This is a genomic window from Parabacteroides sp. PF5-9 (assembly GCF_029893105.1).
In the GTDB taxonomy this organism is placed as follows: domain Bacteria; phylum Bacteroidota; class Bacteroidia; order Bacteroidales; family Tannerellaceae; genus JARXWG01.
Genome location: NZ_JARXWG010000013.1, coordinates 21714 through 41406 on the forward strand (window position 1 = coordinate 21714; position 19693 = coordinate 41406).

General features: G+C 45.0%; 13 protein-coding genes. 2 read left to right on the top strand and 11 right to left on the bottom strand.

The annotated features are described in order from the left end of the window. The first annotated feature begins 107 nt into the window (after positions 1–107). Positions 108–971, top strand: coding sequence for a nitroreductase family protein (locus M2135_RS08720; protein ID WP_280748105.1), 864 nt, complete (start codon positions 108–110; stop codon positions 969–971). 79 nt (positions 972–1050) lie between these two features. Next, positions 1051–2373: a sigma-54 dependent transcriptional regulator gene (locus M2135_RS08725; RefSeq protein WP_280748106.1), complete on the top strand. Its 1323-nt coding sequence runs from the start codon at positions 1051–1053 to the stop codon at positions 2371–2373. 10 nt (positions 2374–2383) lie between these two features. Here the strand turns inward: M2135_RS08725 and M2135_RS08730 are convergent, their stop codons facing one another. The 11 genes from M2135_RS08730 to M2135_RS08780 all read right to left on the bottom strand — a co-directional run bounded on the left by M2135_RS08730 (position 2384) and on the right by M2135_RS08780 (position 19669). Further along, positions 2384–2920 (bottom strand): ACP phosphodiesterase, encoded by a 537-nt coding sequence (locus M2135_RS08730; protein ID WP_280748107.1) that lies wholly within the window; start codon positions 2918–2920, stop codon positions 2384–2386. 219 nt (positions 2921–3139) lie between these two features. Then, positions 3140–4672, bottom strand: coding sequence for a nucleoside hydrolase-like domain-containing protein (locus tag M2135_RS08735; RefSeq protein ID WP_280748108.1), 1533 nt, complete (start codon positions 4670–4672; stop codon positions 3140–3142). 35 nt (positions 4673–4707) lie between these two features. Then, complete coding sequence (locus tag M2135_RS08740; protein WP_280748109.1) at positions 4708–6246, bottom strand: DUF1593 domain-containing protein; 1539 nt, start codon at positions 6244–6246, stop codon at positions 4708–4710. Positions 6247–6477: 231 nt separating this feature from the next. Next, on the bottom strand, positions 6478–7647 hold the full coding sequence (locus M2135_RS08745; protein ID WP_280748165.1) for an alpha/beta hydrolase-fold protein: 1170 nt from the start codon (positions 7645–7647) through the stop codon (positions 6478–6480). A 67-nt stretch (positions 7648–7714) separates the two neighbouring features. Then, entirely contained in the window at positions 7715–9247 is a 1533-nt protein-coding gene (locus tag M2135_RS08750) for a DUF1593 domain-containing protein (protein ID WP_280748110.1), read from the bottom strand. A gap of 58 nt (positions 9248–9305) precedes the next feature. Continuing rightward, positions 9306–10460 carry an esterase gene (locus tag M2135_RS08755; protein WP_280748111.1) on the bottom strand — a complete coding sequence of 385 codons (1155 nt, stop codon included), beginning with the start codon at positions 10458–10460 and terminating at the stop codon, positions 9306–9308. A gap of 292 nt (positions 10461–10752) precedes the next feature. Continuing rightward, positions 10753–12348 (bottom strand): RagB/SusD family nutrient uptake outer membrane protein, encoded by a 1596-nt coding sequence (locus M2135_RS08760; protein ID WP_280748112.1) that lies wholly within the window; start codon positions 12346–12348, stop codon positions 10753–10755. 20 nt (positions 12349–12368) lie between these two features. Continuing rightward, positions 12369–15458, bottom strand: coding sequence for a TonB-dependent receptor (locus M2135_RS08765; RefSeq protein WP_280748113.1), 3090 nt, complete (start codon positions 15456–15458; stop codon positions 12369–12371). Between the two features lie 197 nt (positions 15459–15655). Further along, on the bottom strand, positions 15656–16672 hold the full coding sequence (locus M2135_RS08770; RefSeq protein WP_280748114.1) for a GRP family sugar transporter: 1017 nt from the start codon (positions 16670–16672) through the stop codon (positions 15656–15658). 18 nt (positions 16673–16690) lie between these two features. Then, positions 16691–18115, bottom strand: coding sequence for a fucose isomerase (locus M2135_RS08775; RefSeq protein WP_280748115.1), 1425 nt, complete (start codon positions 18113–18115; stop codon positions 16691–16693). Between the two features lie 69 nt (positions 18116–18184). Further along, entirely contained in the window at positions 18185–19669 is a 1485-nt protein-coding gene (locus M2135_RS08780) for a glycerol kinase (RefSeq protein WP_280748116.1), read from the bottom strand. Positions 19670–19693 lie beyond the last annotated feature (24 nt).

A 19693-nucleotide genomic window follows, 5' to 3' on the forward strand; every position in this document is an offset into this window, starting at 1 on the left:
ACTTTAATCTTATTTCTTTGCTTGTAAAAAGTATGATTCAGTATTGTTTTTATTAGCTTTGTCAGCACTTTATTTAATCGTTGTTTGATTATATTAAATAGTTAGTTATGAGCCTTTCAATTCATATTGATATAGAAACCTGCACCCGTTGCAGAAAGTGTGTACGGATCTGTCCGGCGGAGATATTTATTCAAGAAACGCCGAAAAGTGATGTCGAAACACAGCATATTTCCTCCTGTATCCACTGTGGACATTGTGTGGGTGTTTGTCCTACTTCTTCAATAGTTCATTCGGATTTCCCTGCTGAAAAAATACATCCTATTCATCCGGAGAAATTTCCGACCTCGGAACAACTCCTATTATTGATCAAATCGCGACGGTCGAACCGAGCTTTTTCTGCAAAACCTGTTCCAGCAGAGAAATTGGATCTGATTCTGGAAGCTGCTCATCGCGCGCCAACGGGAACAAATGCACAAAATGTCTCTTTCACTTTGGTGACTGATCCCGAAAAGATTCAGCAAGTAATCGGGTTTACAATCGACATATTTATGGAACTGGGTAAAAAATTATCCAATCCGTTCCTGAAGCCCATTTTAAAGTTGATCGTACCGGATGCCTATGCCTATTTACCCCATCTCGAAGCACTCAGGCGAAAATATGAAATGGGGCAAGATCCAATTCTCCGTAAAGCAACTGCTTTATTATTGATTCATACCCCTAAGAAAAGTCAATTAGGCTGTCAAGATGCTAACCTGGCTTATCAGAACGGTTCGCTTATGGCAGAAAGTCTGGGGATAAGTCAGTTTTATACCGGTTTCCTCTGTATTGCCATGCAACAAGATAAAAAGAACCGAATTCCGAACTTTCTGGGAATCGAAGGTAAAGTACATGCCGGGATGGGGCTTGGTGTTCCAAGTATCCATTTTGAAAATTATATTGACCGGAAAGAGATCGATGTCCGGAAGCTTTAAAAGAGCGCAAGTAAGTTTTATTATCTTTGTTGAGTCACTTTTTCGGAATATGGGTCATAAGACTCTAAACAGGTAACTTATGAAAAATAAAATACTCCTTGTCGAAGATGATGTTTCATACGGAACAATGCTGAAAAACTGGATCGTGAAGAACGGCTATGACGCATTACTCGTACATTCCGTCAAACAGGCCAAAGAGGCGATCAATAAAAATGAAATACAGCTTATCTTGACCGATCTGCGTTTGCCTGATGGCGACGGTATCATGTTGCTCACCTGGGTCAAGGAACAAAAAAAAGTACCTGTTGTTATTATCATGACCAGCTATGGCGAAATACAAAGTGCCGTTTCAGCGATGAAGATCGGTGCTTCCGATTTTCTGGAGAAACCAATTAATCCGGTTGTTTTAAAACAGAAAATCGAGCAGGCTTTCCAACAAGAAGCCAAACCCTTATCGACAGTCAGATATGAAGCCAACAACTCGCATACTTATCTACAAGGTAAGAGCAAGGCTTTTCTGCAGATGTATGAACATATCGAAGTGGTTGCACCCACCCGTATGTCGGTATTGATTACCGGTGAGAGTGGTACAGGGAAGGAATATGCCGCCCGAATGATTCATGAGATGAGTAAACGAAAGCATGCCCCTTTCATTGCAGTAGACTGCGGTATCTTGTCTCGCGAACTTGCTCCCAGTGAGTTGTTCGGACATTTGAAAGGCTCTTTTACATCGGCTATTGCAGATAAGAAAGGGGTCTTCGAACAGGCTGACGGAGGCACTGTCTTTCTGGATGAAGTAGAGAATCTGCCGTATGATGTGCAGGTACAACTATTGAGGGCTTTACAGGAATTGCGTGTTCGTCCAGTCGGATCGGCAACAGATATAAAAGTAGATATTCGTATTATTGTTGCAACAAATGAAAATCTGGAATCTTCCATAGCTGAAGGGCGTTTCAGGGAAGATTTGTATCACCGCTTGAATGAATTTTCCATTCATGTGCCACCGTTGCGTGAGCGTCCTGAGGATATTCCACTTTATGCCATGCACTTTTTACAGGAAGCAAATATCGAGTTGGAGAAGCAATTAACGGGTATATCGGAAGAAGCTATGCAATTGTTAATGGGTTATCATTGGGGCGGCAACTTACGTGAACTGAGAAACGTCGTTAGAAGATCAGCTTTGTTTACCCAAACGCATGAAATCGAACAACAGAACTTACCTGATTTTCTCTCTTTGCGACAACCTGATCCTGCCTTATCTCTAAAACCCGAGAATGAAAAAGAACAGATCATCACTGCCTTAAGAGTGGCAAAGGGAAATAAGGCAGCAGCAGCCCGTTTATTGAAAATCAGCCGAAGGAGCCTATATAATAAAATGGAGCAGTACGGGCTGGATCTATAATGTATCTGTTTTATTTAGTGCGTAGATACTCCTCACAATAACTCCTCAATTCTGCAAAGAACGGTTTAAATAGTTCATTGAATAATTCTTCTTCATGGCTTTTGAGATACTCGATGGCGAGGGGGACGGAGATGTCTATACGATGAACGCTTACCATAATCTGGAGAGAGCCAAGGATTCCGTCTGTTGTTGCGTATTTCGAGAGTCTGTTGGTCAGGATAAAATGCCACATAAACCGTTTAATACGACCGGGCAGATAGCGGTAGTTGCGGATCATAGTCCAATAAAACTGTCTGGCAAAACGCTTTAACGGGATATCTGAGAACTCATTGAAATGTGCAGCCAACAGATAATCGGAGTAGATGTCGAGTACGACTCCCGAATAACGTCCGAAGTGGGGGCGCAAGGCTTGGATCGTCTCTTTTATCCGGGGATGATTATCGGTAAAGTGATCGATGGCCCGGTGAAGTAGTATGCCTTCAGCAATTGGGGACGGGTAATTCTTATAGGAACTTCCTTTTACGGCATCCCCGATAAAATTACCCAATTGTCTCCTCTTATCAGACCCCGAGAGGAATATGTGTGCGAGATAGTTCAAATTTGATTGCTTAAAATAGTGCGCAATGTACAACAAATCGTCGAAATATTTCTCTTGCACTTTATCGAGGGTGCCTTGAAAAAGTCATGTAAGAACTTTTTCAAGGCACCCTTTATAATTATCTATTATAAGCAATGAGACAGTAATTCTTAAACAGTATATTCCCCCTTATGATACGGTAATAATATATTGTGCAAAACGAGTCATTGGGCGAGTAGCGTCATCACGTACTTCGAGATTGATGGCGAATTTGTCACCTGCTTTTGCATCGGCGGGAATTGTAAAATTAGTGCTCCAGCCGCTCTCGGACGAGACAACGAGACCTTCCGCTTTGCCCTCCTTGTAGGTGCAAGCGGCGGCAGGAACCCACCACTTTGGGGTAAGTATGTCGCCATCAGGATCTTTTGCACTGCCGGAAAGAGTAATTGTCTGACCAGGGGTGGCTGTAAAGTCCAACTTATCGGCTGTCACGATCGGAGCATGGTTGCAGTCCTGCGGTTCACAGATAGCCCAGTCAGCACGTGCCGCCAGTTCTTCCCACATAAGGATAGTGTAATAGTTGTTGCGGTTAGAAACTTCCGGACGCAGACCGATATTGATGAAAGAAGCAGCACCGAATTGGCAGAATGCCCAATCGAACGGCATATAGTCTGCACGCGGATACGTCTTGAGGTTTTCCGGTCCCCAGCCCAATTCAGCTGATTTAGCCCAATCCATATAAGTGATAAGACCATAGTTGTAGATAATCGGTTCGCCATAGAGGGCACGACCTTCACCCATTAGCCATATTTCTCCGGTCAGTTTACCGTGATTATATTTGTAGGCATCCAGGATAAAATCGGTATGAAGATAGGGCTGAAGCTCGTCGGCGGCACGTCTGGGATTGTTGTAGCTCGCCGAGAAGAAAGAACCGTAACTGAAGAAGCCCATTCCGTAGCCACCATTCTGCAAGCCGGGGAACATTTCGTCGATTTTACTGTCGGCACGGCAATTGTCTTCGCCGCTTCCACCGATGCGCACCTTGGCAGTCACTTTTGCAAGAACACTTTCCCACTGCGGCGTACCGTGATACTTTTCATAGATCGAATACAATGCGCGAACCGTGGTGTTGATTCCACCCCAATGCTGGATGTACAACGGACGCATATCATTGTCCATTATGCAGTCCACAATAAAGTTAGAGCCTTCGGTCTCGAAACGGTAATCGCCTTCGAATTCGATATTGCCGACCTTGGTGATGCTCCTGATGTATTCAGGCGTCGGGTAGTTCGGATTGTTCTTACTCAACAGTTGATAGTCTGACTCATAAAAATCCATTATCCGATCCAGCCAGGTCGGGTCAATCGGACGGTACTCCGTAAGATCGGCCGGTGCTTTTACACGATGCTCACAATGCTGGGCATTGCATCTGAAATTCGGTGTGATCTGACCGAGTGTATGCTTTCCGCCATCGCCCGTAAAATGGTACATACCTGCCGACCAGACAATACCTGCCAGGTCATAATGGTCGGCATACATCAGGCTCAAAAGGATGCCATTCATATCATCCACCTCCAAGTCGGTGGTGATCAGGATTCTTGCTTGTTGACTCTTGTCAACTTTTACAGCGAGGTCTTCCGGCGCAAAGGATTGCTGTTGCCCTTTACAAGCAACTGGCAATAGCGCCATGAGGATTGATATGGATAGTGATAATATCTTCATGTTTAATTGAGATTAAAAATTAGTTTATATGTAGTTTACACCACAGTAATAATAAGCCTGTGATATCTTGTTAAAGCCGGAGTTCCGCTGTCCTGTGCTTCGAGGATGAGGTGAATAGTCTCACCCGGTTTTGCGTTGGCAGGAACAGTGAAAGTGGTTGTCGCTGTAGACGGACTATCGACTGTTACATCACCTTCGTATGTGCCTACCTTGAACTGCCACCAATTCAGTGATACTCTATCACCGTCAGGGTCTTTTACCGAACCTTTGATGTTCACCTTCTCACCCGGAGCAGCCGAAATGCTTAACGGTGCTTTAATTTGTGGATGATGATTAGCGTCAGCGTAAGTAGAAGCGACTGTCCATTGGAAACGTGCGGCCATTTCGTTCTGTACGGCAGAGGTGAAAGTGTTAGGCATCGCCGGATCGGCCTGTCGACGGTTCGAGAAGTCGGATACCGCAGGCGAATTAGCTCTCTTGCGACCACTCCATCCACCGTACGACTGATCTTCGTGCGCACGCAGTCCATTGTCAATAAAGTTCAGGAACGTATGTGTATCACCTTCGGAGATAAACTCGCCTTTCGGACGAGGAGCCGTCCATACATTGTATCCCATCTCACGGAGCTCTTCGCTTGTATAACCGGAGAGGTGGAAATAGTCGAACATATCGCCTTCCACCATCGTTTTGCCATCGCCCCACACACGGTACATCGCACCCATCGGACCTTTGTCAAGGATATTAGCCTTTATCCATTCCGCCTCGTAGTAATGTTTGATATCAGGATCCGCGCCATTCTGAGCGTTGTAACCCAATGCCACACCCCCCATGTTAGTGGTAAGATGTTCGATGTCGGGCCAGTTAGGACGTACATAATTAGCGTTGGTATTGTCTTGGTCGCCACTGAGACAGATGATGATCTTCTTTGACACCTTTTCATAGATAGATGCCCATTCAGGAGTACCTTTGTAGGTGTCTTCGATGCTCTTCAGCGCTCTTGCCAGCGTGCTGCCACCACCCCACACCATCACATATACAGGGGCCGGTTTGTCGTCCAGTATCACTTCCTTTATAAGGTCGGAACCTTCTGTGTCTTTTGTATAGTCGCCGTCAAACTCAACATTACCCCATTTCACTTTCGACATCAGATACTCAGGCGTAGGGTAGGCAGGATTGTGTATTTTTAGGTTAGGATAAGATGCCGCGTAAGCTTCGACAGCGTCGTGAATGAAACGCTCGTCCTTAGCCCAACGATAAGATTCCATCGGACCGTAGTTCATACCCGGACGGCTGTACTCACGATTTTCGAAATAAGCCAATGTCCCTTTGCCGTCGCCCTTCCAATGGAATTGGCTACTGGCATAGATCAGTCCTTCGATCTGCATATCCGTAGCGTGAAGCAGGAAACGCAAGAGTGAGTTGAGGTCATCCAACTCAGGATCGCACGTTAGTATAACGCGTGGTTTCTCGACTATCTGTTCAGGGGCTGTCGAACAGCTTGTGATAGAATATATCAAAGTAAGTCCCACTATCGCGATACAAACCTTATCAAATAATTGTCTACTTTGTTTCATACGTCATTATTTTATTTTTTATATTTCGGTCGTATGGAACTCACTAATAATGTCATCGCCTTTGGCGAAACAGTTTTAATGGCTCGTTTCATATTATATAGTCTTAAGATATCATTTAGTTCAGTTAGAGATATAAGGGAATGACAAAGCTATAAATATAGTTTATCACTCCCTAATAAAACCCAATCTAGTAATCTAATGCTAATAGATCAATGAGGCTAAACGTTCTCATTATTTAAAGAGCTGCGGGGCGAGTATGGAGAGGTACTCTCTCCAGCAGTTCCAAACGTGTCCGCCACCGGTTTCCACGTATGTGTATTTCAATCCCATTTCGTCCAGTTTGTTGCGGAAGTCAACACCGCGTTGGTACAGGAAGTCGTCCGAACCCATGCCAATCCAATACAATTTAACGCCGTTGGCGAATTGTTTCTTCAGTTGCTCAACGTCTTCGTCTGTACGCAGTGAACCGGCTGCCGAGAATAAGCCAACATAGTCGAATGTATTCTCATATCTCTTCGAGATGGCCATCGCATGTCCGCCACCCATCGACAAACCGGCAATAGCACGGTGAGACTTATCCTGAAGCGTACGGAAGTTCGCATCCACAAAGTTCATGATCTCCGGAAATATTTCTTCGAAGGTAGCAGCGGGACGAGCCGTATGGTTATGTTCGGGTTTGTAGTATCCCCAATGGCTCTCGCCCGGAGCAGCTTCCAAATAAGGGTGTCCGTTAGGCATCACCACAATCATTGGCTCCGCCTTACCTTGTGCGATAAGGTTGTCCATGATCTGAATCGTACGACCGAAGGTCACCCACTCATTCTCGTCGCCTCCCGTACCGTGAAGCAGGTAAAGAACAGGATAGCGTTTGTTCTTGTTCGCTTCGTATCCGGGAGGAGTGTACACATTCATACGACGGTCTACACCCAACGCCTTAGAGTCGTACCATACATGCGTCAGCGAGCCGTGAGCTATATCGTTCACCTTATACAGGTCGGCCAGGCCGTTACCTACAAGGAATACGTTCGAGATAGTACCAAAGTCACGGTAAACGTGTACGTTGTTGATGTCGATCGTTGCCACGCCGTCCACTACGAACAGATAGCTGTACAGTTCTGACTTCAGCGGCTTAGAGGTATATACCCACATGCTGTCCGTCTCTTTTTTCATATCCACAAGGCCTGTTCCTACAAGACCGCCGATAGGATTATCTTCCACCTTGTCTACAAAATCTCCCGCCACCTGTACCAGCTTAGCATTAGGAGCTATAAAGCGGAAAGTGACCGTGTTATCGTCGTTCACTACGCCGGATTTAATATCTTGTCCGCCGAAAAGATTCTGTTGTGCGAAAGTGTTCGTAACGCACAGTGCCATCATAAGCAATAACCCGAAGGTTTTCATTATTTTCATATTCGTTTCTTTTAAATTGTTTTTTTACTCTGTCAAAAGCTCCCTCTGCTCAATCGTTTTACACCACAGTGATTATAACCCGGTGATATCTTGTTAATGCCGGCGAGCCGTTATCTTGCGCTTCAAGGATCAGGTGAATAGTTTCTCCGGATTTGGCCTCGTTAGGAACGACTAATGAAGTTGAAGCAGATGATGTATTCTCGATCTGTATATCTCCATCATAGGTTCCTACCTTGAATGGCCACCATTTAATGGCCACCGTATCTTTATCCGGATCGGTAACAGTTGCTTTGATATTCACTTTCTCACCTGGTTTTGCCGAAAGGCTCAGAGGCGCTGTAATCACCGGATGATGATTTGCTCCTTCATAATTAGGTGTCACCGACCATCTGAAACGGGCCGCAAGTTCATTCTGTGCAGCCGGCAGGAAATTGTCAGGCATGGCCTCGTCGCGACCTCTGCGTCCGAATCCGAACTCTCCGGCAGGCGGCGCTCCTCTTTTGCGTCCACTCCAACCTCCATAATTTTGGTCTTCATGTGCGCGTAATCCATTATCTAATAGATTCAGGAAAGTATGCGTGTCACCTTCGGCCAGCCATGAATTCTTTTTATGAGGCGGGGTCCAAACGATATACCCCATTGCTTTCAGTTCATCGACAGTATAACCGGAGAGGTGGAAATAGTCGAAAATATCTCCTTCAACCATCTGCTTACCGTCTCCCCATACCCTGAACATTGCTCCCATAGGGCCTTTGCTGAGGATATTCTCTTCTACCCACTCGGGCTCGTAATAATAAGCATACTCCGGCTTAACGCTGGCCTGAACGTTGTAAGCCAGTCCGACACCGGCTCCACCGGATTGAAGAACCGCGATATCCGGCCAATTGGGTTTCATGTAATTCGCATAAGTATCGTCCTGATCACCAGACAGGCTTAATATGACTTTGTCAGAAATCTTTTTCTTTAAGGCCGGCCATCCGGGTGTGTTTTCGTTATTGTCCTGGATTACTTTCAATGCTCTGGCTATTGTGCTTCCACCGCCCCAGGCTGTAATAAATAACGGGCCGGGAACATCATCCAGTATTACCGATTTGATCAGTTCCGATCCCGGGGTATCTTTTGAAATATCACCGTCAAACTCAACATTCCCATAACGGATTTTAGATTTCAGGTATTCCGGAGTCGGATAATCCGGATGATGTACTTTCAGGTTGGGATAAACTTGCTCGTAAGCTTCCACCGCCTCGTGAATGAACCGTTCGTCTTTCGCCCAGCGATACGATTCCATTGGACCCATATTCAATCCGTGACGGGTATATTCCCTGCCGTCGACAAACCATTTCGTTCCCTTACCGTCGCCCGACCAGTGATATTGGCTACTCGCATAAATAAGCCCTTCTATCCTGAAATCAGTCGCATGTAATAAAAAGCGGATAAGGGAATTAAGATCATCCAGTTCGGGATCACATGTAATGATGATACGAGGTTTTTCCGGTTTCGGAGCCGTCTCTTGCGAACAACTCGTGAAGGAGAATACCATTGCAAGCCCTGCTATCATCAAGCTAAGTTTTCCAATTAGATTTCTTTTCATTTCTATATTCATTTGTTATTGAGAATTAATTGTTAGCCAGACGAAGCCTGGCACTCTTTTACTTAAAGAGCATTGGTGCAAACTCCGAAAGATACAACCGCCAGTTGTTCCAGGTATGCCCGCCTTCGCTTTCGCGATAGATATACTTAAATCCTATCTCGTCATACAATTTTATCAGATCAAGAACGCTCTGGTACAGGAAGTCGGTTGTTCCGCAAGCAATCCAATACAATTTTGGGTTAGCTGCCTGAAGCGCTTTCAATTGAGCAATATGATTGTCTTTGTTATATTCGCCCATGGTCGACATCAGCCCCATACTCATAACACCAATATAGTTGAAGGTGTTAGGATAAGCGTTGGATGTCATTTGCGTTTGGTATCCGCCCATCGACAGACCGGACAGCGCACGGTTCTCTTTATTTGCTTTCACGCGATAATTGGCTTCAATGAAAGGAATAATATCTTTCACTATACCATCAGGAACACTACTGCCCACCATAGCGCCGGCTTGTGCCATAGCGCCGGCATCTTGTGCCAGGCGAATAGACAAAGGCGTTTCGCCCGGAGCGGATGTAGCGCTTGCGTTACCGTTAGGGATAACAACGATCATCGGAACAGCCTTGCCTTGTGCGATAAGATTGTCAAGGATATAGTTTGTACGGCCGCGGCTAACCCATGCTTCTTCGTCGCCACCGGCGCCGTGCAGCAGATAAAGTACGGGATAAGATTCGTTCGAAGTATCATAACCCGGAGGAGTGTACACCATCATACGGCGAGTCTTGCCAAGTGTCGGCGAAGGATACCATACAGCGGATAGCTTTCCGTGAGGAACATCTTTCACATCGATCACTTCAGTGATACCACCCGGTATCATCAAACGGCTTTCGATGTGTGAACCGTCACGAACAACAATATTGTTGCTTGGGTCGGTAGCCTTAACACCATCCACACTAAAAGTGTATGTATACATATCCGGTGTGATAGGAGTTGTTCTGTACTCGAATACGCCTTCGGCGTTCTTTGTCATTTCCTTGCGTGCGTCCGGAAAGGTACCGTTCACAATCACCGATGTAGCGTTCGGCGCACGTAGGCGGAATACCACTGAGTTGTCGTTCATAACCTCCGGCGATATAATGTGCGGAACTTGTTGTTGCTGACCGACAGCCTGTGTCAGGGTGAGGGTGAAGAATAATAGAATAAATAAGATAGACATAATTGTTTTATTATTTGAATAAACGAGGAGCGAAATTTTTCAAGTCTTTACGCCATACATTCCATGAATGGCCGCCCACCATTTCGCTTAATCTGTTTAAAAAAAATCGTTTGACGATTGTGAGACAATCGTTTGACAACTATCAAATGATTATTCTATAACTATCAAACGATCATTCCACAATTGTCAAACGATTATATCATGCAGTTTTTACCAGAAAATCCTCCGGTATCCCGGAGAATTCTTCCTGATAATTTTCAATGAATTAATCATTCATAATTCATTAAAATGTTTACCACCCTGAATTCTGATTCAGAGCAGAATTGGCAGTTACTTCATCAGCCGGGAAAGGCAGAAATTTATACTTCTCCAACCAGCCGTTGCCGGGGCCGTCCATTTCTCTTACATCCCAGTTGGTCGTTCCGTCCACATATCCATAGAAGCTATACCACTTCTTTCCTTTATTCTGAAGAGCTGTAGCAGCATCACCCCAACGGACCAGGTCGAAATAGCGTTCGCCTTCGAAGAACATTTCGGCTCTCTTCTCTTCTTTAAGCGTTTGCAAATCGTAAGACCCAAGAGTCGGTACTCCGGCACGTGTGCGTATCTTATTGATAGCCTCCAAACCTGTTCCGTCGTTGTCATTGTTGGCCACTATCTGCGCTTCAGCATATAGTAATAAGACTTCGCCATATCTGAGCCACGCCTCATTGGCTTTGCTTCTGGCTTGCATAGACCAGGTATATTGAGTTGTAAAAAGATCTTCTTTTCTTGCGGCCTTAACCAAACGAAAATAACCTTGATTGTTCTGAACGGGAGGAGCCCATACACCGGTGGATCCCATAGCCAGGATATCTTCATAATCCGCCACATAAGCTTTCCATCTGGGAGATTTTCCTCCGTCATGTTTCAGTAGGAACTTGGCATAGTCAGCAGTTACGGCACCGAATCCCCAGGTTGCCGGAACCAAACCAGCTCCATCCGAATCTACATTATCGGCTCTCCAACCCAGATAAGCCTGTCTGCTATCACCTTGGTCGGTATAGTTTGTTGCATTATCCGCAGCGTTGAACTCCCATAGATACTCCGGACCGAAATCTGCTCCCGGGCGATGAAGCACCTCCATATTCACCAAATCGTAGAGATTGGAGGAGATGATTTGTTTTAATGTCGCTGCAGCTTCACTATATTTTCCCTGCCATATCTGCGCCTTACCGAGAAGTGCTTTGGCAGCTTCAGCCGTCAGACGTCCGCCAATTGCTCCCTGTCCCATCTGACCTGATTTCGAAGGAAGCACACTGATCGCTTCGTTCAGATCCTGTTCGATCAGTTGCCAGGTCTCTTCAACAGGCGTATTAGGCGTGTTACTTGCTTCACCCGAGGCCAGTATCTTGTCTACTTTCACCGGATTGCCCCAGAGTCTTACCAGATCCATATGGCAAAATGCCCTGACCGCTTTTGCTTCGGCAATAACCCTCGCTTTGACATCCGTATCCGCTTCTACTTTATGGATAAGAAGGTTACACCAGTATATAATCATATAGTAGTTCTGGTAAAGAGATTTAAGCGTTGTATTGGTGGTAACAATATTGTAGTTGCTGAACTGCTGCATATTATCAGCATCGGTAAAAGCACTTCCGGCGAAACAGTCGTCGGACAATCCGTTGATCGGAATATACCAGTTTGTAGCATTCCGCACTCCGGAATAGACAGTCTTGTATATAGAAGCCATCGCCGAGGTAACATCTGCATCATCGGCATTGGCATAAAATTCCTCCAGTTCCATAACTCCCTTTTGCGGGATCTCAAAATCGTCCTGGCAGGAGAACTGTACGGCTACCAGCAGCAAAAGAGATACTGTTATTTTTATGAATCGTATGTTTTTCATATTCAATAATTTTTTATGCGTTAAAATGATAGATTAAGACCAAATGCAACATTCTTCGATGTCGGGAAAGACATTCTGTCGATACCTATACCTGAGGTCGAGCTTGAACGTGTTTCCGGATCAATACCTTTGTAACTGGTAAAGGTGAAGAAATTGTCTAATGAGACATATGCTCTTAAAGCAGCCAATCCAAGCTTTTTCAAATACGTTTGCGGGATCGTATACCCCAATTGTATCTGTCTGATCTTAAAGTAAGATGCATCGAAAAGCATCGCGTCGGAACCCCAATATTTGGTGTCTGCAACATTCGGTTTAGGAACAGAAGCGTTCGTATTGCTTGGCGTCCACCGGTCGGTATAGAGGTAGCTGAGACGGTTGACAACAGGCAAGTCCGTACGATAATAAGCCTGGAATATTTTTCCGCCCTGCGAACCAGAACCGAATATGGTAAAGTCGAATCCTTTGTAGGCCATATTGATGGTAATACCATACGTGAAATCCGGAATACCCGAACCGGTATAAGCTCTATCATCATCCGTTACATCGGCATATGTACCTACTGATCCGTCTGCTTTCTTATACATCGTAGATCCTGTTTCCTTATCGATGTGATCCACCTGATAAGTTCTGAAATACCATACCGGATAACCTTCTTCGAAGTATGTAATCGTACCGAAGCTCTGCAGGTTGGCTCCATTCAGACGTTCGGTCGATGGGCCTTTGATCACTTTATTATCGACAGTTGCCAGATTAGCGCTGATGCTGTAGCTGAAATCTTTGATCTGATCTTTCCAGGAGAGTTCGAACTCATGTCCCATGTTGCGGACATTCCCTGCATTCACATACATCGAAGAGGCTCCTGTTGTCATGGCGGGAGTCGTAGTGGTTAAAAGTCCGTTGGTCTCTTTATGATAGAAGTCATAGGTAAATGAGAGACGGCTTCTGAGGAAGCGGGCATCCAATCCCACGTCATACTGTTCGGACTCTTCCCATTTCAATTTCGGATTGGGCAGTCTGTTAGAAGGAGCAACACCTATAGTCGAACCTGATGTATTGGTGAAGTCATAGGTGTACGAGCTACCAACGGTAGTGGCATATTCGTAATTATTCAAAATATTGACATTCCCGTTCTTACCCCAGGATGCTCTGAGTTTAAGTGAAGAGAGTGCGTCCTGGTTGACTTCTTTCATGAAACTTTCATTACTGATCGTCCAACCGGCAGATACCGACGGGAAGTAACCCCAGCGTGAATCTTTGGATAACTTAGAAGCGTCGAAAGCATCGGCACGGAAATTGGCCTGAAGATTGTAACGATTGTCGTAACTCCAACTCAACCGGCCGAAATACGCCATATTTACGCGATCATTCGGAGCACCGGTTACGCGGTCATTTGCTGAAGTAGAAGAGTAATCTACATAACGGTAGTTGTCAGCTTCGTTCGTCAGTAAGTCGGTAGAGACATTCAGGTAGTTGGTTTTATTCTTCTGATAAGACATACCGGCCATAGCCGTAAAGCTGTTTTTTCCCAGACTGAATGAATAATTGGCAAAATTCTCCCATTGATAGAACAGAGAGTTGCTTGACCGGGCTTCGAGCGTACCGTTATTTTGTTCGTTGGTCGAAAGGACATAATACGGACTCACATAGGTAGAAGTATTGCCATACGAATATCTGTATCCGAAACGGGAAGTAACGACAAGACCTTTAATCGGAGTTATATCTGCATAGAAGGTACCATTCGTATTAATCCCGTCTGATTTTGTATCTCTGGTATCGCGCATTTGCATAGGGTGCCATATTTGCGAGGTCGCATAAGGAGAAGTACCGTAAATATTACCGTCGTTATCCTTTAAGAATGGTTTGCCCTGTGAATGAGGAGTCGCGATATGCGTAGGAAGATTATCCATTTCATAGGTATAAGGCGTAATCGGATCATATAAGATCGCAGAAGCAATCATCCCGTATACTTCCGAGTTCTCCCTGACACTTTTTGATTTGTATCTTTCAATGGAGTTTGTCATTCCGACTTTAAGCCATGGTTTAATTTTATAATCGGCATTTACCTGTGCCGTGGTACGGTTGTAAGTGTCTTTATCTCCGATAACTACTCCGTTGTTATTGATAGAGGATAATGCGATATATAAACTTCCTTTATCATTGCCACCTTCGAATCCGACTGTATTCCGGACTAACGAACCGGTATCGAATACATAATCCGACCAGCGGGTATTTGCTCTTGTTCCGTTTTTATATGTATACCAGTAATCATCAATCGATGTCTGGCTGGCAAATCCGCCCTCAACCATATATTCGGACCATTGGCTGGCATTCATCACATCCGGGATGTTTCCTACTTTAGACGAACTGTATTGCATGTTGTAGAAAACTCTTCCCCGGCTATTATTAGCACCTGTTTTGGTGGTGATAAGTACTACCCCATTCCCTGCCTGTGCTCCGTAAATAGCTGCAGAGGCAGCATCTTTCAATACCTCCAGTGACTCTACATTCTCCGGATCCAGGTAATTGATATCCGAAACAGTCAAACCGTCTACAATATAGAGTGGTTCCGACGTATCATTAGAAGAATAACCACGGATGCGGATAGAGGTACCGGCTCCGGGAGCTCCGGAGGTCTGGAGGATATTGACACCGGCGGTTTTACCCTGAAGTGCATGTCCTACGGTAGAAACCGAGCGGTTCTCCAGGTCGGCTGCTTTCACTTGTGATACGGCTCCGGTGACATCACTTTTTCGTTGTACACCGTATCCGATCACGATCACTTCGTCCAAAGCCTGGTTGTCTTCTTTTAAAGTAATGTTTATTACACTGGAAACAGCCCTTTGCTCCTGGCTGATATACCCAATATAAGAGTATACGATCGTTGCTCCTCGTGAAACCGATAAGGAATACTTTCCGTCGATATCACTCATTACACCATTCGTTGTCCCTTTTTCAATCACATTCACACCAATCATCGGTTCATTCATTTCATCGACAATTGTACCGGACACATTGATCCTTTCCTGAGCGAATGTGAGAGGAATGGCCAGCCAAAACAGCAAGATGAATGCTATCAGGCCCCTTTGTTTGATTTGTGTCATTCTTTTCATTAAATATATTCTTTGAGGTTAATAAATTTTGATATAAAATCTCTGTTATTGTTTCGCTTAAAGCATAGTCTGATGCGTTCTTGTAATGGGAAGGGATCCTGTGGGGAGTCCCTTCCTGCTACAAAAACCAAGACAGCAACCTTAAATCTGAAGAACTAATAAGAACGCCTAAACAATCTTGCCTTAAAGGCTTTTTGTTAGTTGGAGAGAGTGATACAAACTAATCCGGCAATAAACAACAGGAACATCGCCGCAATCAGTTTGTTTGTACCTTTCGGAGCATCTTTAAATTCTTTCCATACAAAGACACCCCATATCATGGCGACAACCGGAGCCGCATTACTTAGTGCATACGAGATAGCCGGATTGGCAGCGCCGGCGCCCATAAAGCTGATCGCCATACCACTCATCCAGATGAATCCTCCCAATACGCCGATCAGGTGTGTACGCATATCGCCGGCGAAATAATCTTTCATCGTGACTTTTTCTCCCTCTACAGGATATTTCATGGCAAACGTGTTGAAGATAGGTGTAGTGATCAGGATACCTACGGCAAAGAAAAAGACTCCCGTATAAGGGCTCAGTGTACCTGTTCCGCCTGCCAGGTATTGAGGAGCGATTGATTTAACAACTAATCCGTAAAAGAACATGATCGCCAGCCCGGCTATAATAGCCAGTATGATCCCTTTTTTAGGAGTTGAGGCTTTGCTGGCCGACATTTTACCGTATATCTTACCACAGATGATGATTGCAACAATGATAATAGCAACACCGATCCAAAGTAATAACGAGTTGCCCGGATAGGCTTGCCCTGCCAGAGTGATCAACAGATAGTTGAATATAATACCACCGATCCATGCCAGACCGCCACCGATAGGGAATCCGATCGACATACCTGCGACTGCTATGGCGGCTGTCAGGAATATGTTACCGAAATTCCAAACGATCCCGCCTAAGAGGGCATACCGGATACTCGACCAGTCCATCACAGCCAGGTCATCAAAGAACGTTTGTCCCTGATTTCCCAGACTGCCTAATGTTACCGCTGCTAAAAGCGCTGTAAAAAAGAGACCTATGGTCAGGTCCCAGTAGAACAGTGCGAAATTCCACTTTTTGGTTGCAACCATTTTCTGCGTATTCGCCCATGATCCCCAGCAAATACAGCAATAAACGCAGCAAAGAAGTGCTAAAATGTAATTATTGACTAATATCATAATCGTGTGGATTGAGTGTTAACTGTGAACATATAGATCCCATCCGAGATAGTTTTCGATCGCTTCCTGAAGGATATCGCGTACGCCTGTTCTCACCACTGCCACATGATGTTCGAAACCGTTTTTACAGATGTACTTCATTAAGCCTTGCAGGTTGTCTACTTTAGTTACCGCTATACAGCCGTCCATGTTGTATGGCTCGTCTGTGATCGTTCCTTCGCCCAGATATGATTTAATGATGCCTTTGGGATCATCGGTGGAGATCCGGAAGTATGTAAATTCACCTTTTGTGACCTTACCGTAAACGGCGCCGAAGGTATTGATCTTACCTAATGTACGACCGAGTACACCAAGAGGACCTAACTTAAGATCGTTGTTGACGAATGATTTCGGGAAGTTACCGCAGTGCGTACAAACGCATTTGTTACGGTCTTCAGCGAAGTTGTTGTTCCAGTCTACCAACGCTGAAGGTTGATTAGACGCAAGTGTTAATGCATACATGGCAACAGCTCCGGCGAGATCCATTTCGCAAGCGGCAGGAAGAAGTTTCTCGCCCAACATGCTCATAACGACACAAGTCGCACAACCGAAGTTCTTTTCTAACGAATCCCAGCACTGAATAGCTACTGCATCGACATCGGCCTCTTCGATCCAGGCGTCGACCGCCAAACCAAACTTAGCCACAAGTGGTAATTTATTGTCGTAATCGGCAGGAACAGTCGCGTAGGCTCTGATCTCGTCCATCTTCTTCAGTAAGGCAGGAGCGTTATCTTCGATAGCGCGGGCTGCTTCAATGATCTCGGACAAGTCGACAGGAACGACGGTCATACCCGATGCCTGAAGTATCTTTTCGCTTGCGCGAACGGTATTGAAGCCTAAAGGACGAGCGCCGATAGCGCCGATTCGTGAGCCACGGATACCGTTAACAACGCGGCAAATGCCCGCGAACTTGTTGATGTCCTTAGCCAATAGATCAGAATAAATAGAATATGTATGTAATGTCGTATCGGTAAAAGGTATACCATATTGATACAAGTTATTGCATACGGATATCTTTCCGCAGAATGCATCACGACGACTGTCAAGGTCGACTTTATCATTCTCATCATCGCAAGCCTGTACTAAGATAGGCACATTCAGGTTTGCCACACTGATCGCGTTGATGATGCCGATCTCGAAACCGAAGTTTGGCAACGAAATGATGATACCATCTATACATTCTCTGTTTTCTTTGAAAAGAGCGGCGCATTTTAAACCGTCTTCACGTGTCTCTATACTACTACTTCCCGTAGGTGTTGCATCCTCCGGAAGAATTACATAATCATACCCTTCATCAGTGAGTGTTTTTAATAATTGCTTACGAACATCTCTTGCTAACTCTGAATTGAAATAGGCGCGTGTTCCTATGATCACGCCAAAACACATTTTGTTCTTGTTCTTCATGCTATTGAGTATTAAAATTGTTTCGAATTATGAATTATGAATTGTGAATCATAATTAGCAATTCATCATTTATTTAATTAGTTGTTTTACCGTTTTTTGCCACTCTTTATAGAGTAATTCCATTTTCCCTTCTTCGGTAGCCGGAAGCATCCGGTTATCTCCGCTTCGTAGAGCGGTGATATCCTGAAAACAGTTCCAGACTTTACGTGCTAATCCGTTCATGACTACTGCTCCCAGTGCTGATGCTTCTTCTATGTCTAAACAATTGATGGGTACTCCGAGTAGGTCTGCCTGGAACTGCATCAGAAATTTATTTTTAGTAGGGCCACCGTCTGCGCGCAACTCTTTCAGGGTAATACCGGCCTGTTGGGTCATGGCGCTTACAAGATCTTTTACCTGATAGGCTATGGATTCGAGGGCTGCCCGCGCAATATGTGCTTTCGATGTTCCCAGTGTCATGCCGAATATGGCAGCTTTGACTTCCGAATGCCACCACGGGGCACCCAAACCGGTAAACGCGGGTACAAAATAGACACCGCCGTTATTTTCTATTGAAGTGGCCAATATTTCGGCTTCTCCCGGATGTGTGATCATATCCAGCTGCTTCTCCAGCCAGTTAATTGTGGCTCCCGTGCAATGGATGTTTCCTTCAAAAGCGTAATATACTTTACCCAGGGCAGAGAAGCCGATGGAAGTAACCAATCCCTGGGGAGCTGTGGCAGCTTGTTCTCCAATATTCACCATAACGGATGATCCTGTGCCGTAAGTGGCTTTTCCTAATCCTTCTTCAAAACACATCTGCCCGGCTAAGGCGCCGTGAGAGTCGCCTAATACGCCGGCGATTTGAATAGGAGTATCAAATAACCCATTCACAGTTGTTTCTCCGAAAACAGAATCACAAGGAAGAACCTGAGCCATCATACTGCGTGGAATGGTGAATAGATCCAGTAATTCGTTGTCCCAATCCAACGTATGGATATTGAAGAGCAAAGTCCTTGATGCGTTTGTATAGTCGGTTGCATGTATTTTGCCTTCTGTTAGTTTCCAGATCAGCCAGGTATCGATTGTGCCCATCAACAGATCTCCTTTTTCTGCCGATTCACGTGCTCCCTCGACATGGTCAAGTATCCATTTTACACCACTGGCCGAGAAATACGGATCGATCAATAAACCGCTCTTTTGCTGAACCATCGGGGTATGCTCATTGTCTCTTAACTCTTTACAAATGGCAGCGCCTCTTGCACATTGCCATACGACGGCATTACACACAGGCGTTCCGGTATTTTTATTCCATACAACTACAGTCTCGCGCTGATTGGTAATGGCCAAAGAATAAGTGATGTTTCCATTTGCTTCCTCCTTTTCCATCAAATGACCGATAGCGCTTAAAACATTCCGGAAAATCTCTTCCGCATCATGCTCTACCCACCCGGCTTTGGGGTAATATTGCTGATGACTGATGTTAACCCTGCGTAGCAATTCGCATTTTTCGGAAAAGAGCATCGCTTTTGTGGCTGAAGTACTCTGGTCGATTGCTATTATACGGTGTTCCATGTGTATAGATTTAATGATCAATAT

Coding starts and splice junctions, on each gene's coding strand:
- M2135_RS08770 (WP_280748114.1), bottom strand. CDS start 16,672: ATGATATTAGTCAATAATTACATTTTAGCACTTCTTTGCTGCGTTTAT.
- M2135_RS08725 (WP_280748106.1), top strand. CDS start 1,051: ATGAAAAATAAAATACTCCTTGTCGAAGATGATGTTTCATACGGAACA.
- M2135_RS08735 (WP_280748108.1), bottom strand. CDS start 4,672: ATGAAGATATTATCACTATCCATATCAATCCTCATGGCGCTATTGCCA.
- M2135_RS08720 (WP_280748105.1), top strand. CDS start 108: ATGAGCCTTTCAATTCATATTGATATAGAAACCTGCACCCGTTGCAGA.
- M2135_RS08775 (WP_280748115.1), bottom strand. CDS start 18,115: ATGAAGAACAAGAACAAAATGTGTTTTGGCGTGATCATAGGAACACGC.
- M2135_RS08745 (WP_280748165.1), bottom strand. CDS start 7,647: ATGAAAACCTTCGGGTTATTGCTTATGATGGCACTGTGCGTTACGAAC.
- M2135_RS08740 (WP_280748109.1), bottom strand. CDS start 6,246: ATGAAACAAAGTAGACAATTATTTGATAAGGTTTGTATCGCGATAGTG.
- M2135_RS08765 (WP_280748113.1), bottom strand. CDS start 15,458: ATGAAAAGAATGACACAAATCAAACAAAGGGGCCTGATAGCATTCATC.
- M2135_RS08780 (WP_280748116.1), bottom strand. CDS start 19,669: ATGGAACACCGTATAATAGCAATCGACCAGAGTACTTCAGCCACAAAA.
- M2135_RS08750 (WP_280748110.1), bottom strand. CDS start 9,247: ATGAAAAGAAATCTAATTGGAAAACTTAGCTTGATGATAGCAGGGCTT.
- M2135_RS08755 (WP_280748111.1), bottom strand. CDS start 10,460: ATGTCTATCTTATTTATTCTATTATTCTTCACCCTCACCCTGACACAG.
- M2135_RS08760 (WP_280748112.1), bottom strand. CDS start 12,348: ATGAAAAACATACGATTCATAAAAATAACAGTATCTCTTTTGCTGCTG.